Consider the following 471-nt stretch of genomic DNA (forward strand, 5'->3'; position numbering starts at 1 on the left):
TGGCTGCTGAGCTGGCCAAAGACATCAAGTCTGAAAAAGATCTCGGCACCCTCACCCAACAGCTGATCAAGCTCACTGTTGAGACCGCGCTCAATGCCGAAATGGACGAGCATCTGGGCTACGAGAAGCACGCCCCACAAGGCCGTGGCACCGGCAATAATCGCAATGGCTATTCCACCAAACGCCTCAAAGGGCAGCACGGAGAGGTCACCATCCAGGCGCCTCGTGACCGTAACGCGTCCTTCGTGCCTCAGTTTGTCCGCAAGGGCCAGTCCCGCCTGACCCAGATGGACGACCAGATCCTCGCCCTCTACGCCAGGGGCTTGAGCACCCGGGATATCGTGGACGCGTTCAAAGAGATGTATGACGCCGACATCTCGGCGGCGCTGGTATCGAAGGTGACCGAACGCGTCATCGAGCAGGTCCACGAATGGCAAAACCGGCCGCTGGATCCGCTCTATCCCATCGTCT

Annotated in this window: 1 protein-coding gene; it reads left to right on the forward strand. The window is 59.4% G+C overall.

The annotated features are described in order from the left end of the window. Positions 1 to 471 (forward strand): transposase (locus ACLHZ1_RS20615; RefSeq protein ID WP_427263540.1); only part of this gene is annotated, 471 nt, incomplete at both ends.

This window comes from Aeromonas sobria (genome assembly GCF_050266975.1).
GTDB classification, from domain to species: Bacteria; Pseudomonadota; Gammaproteobacteria; order Enterobacterales; family Aeromonadaceae; genus Aeromonas; species Aeromonas sobria_B.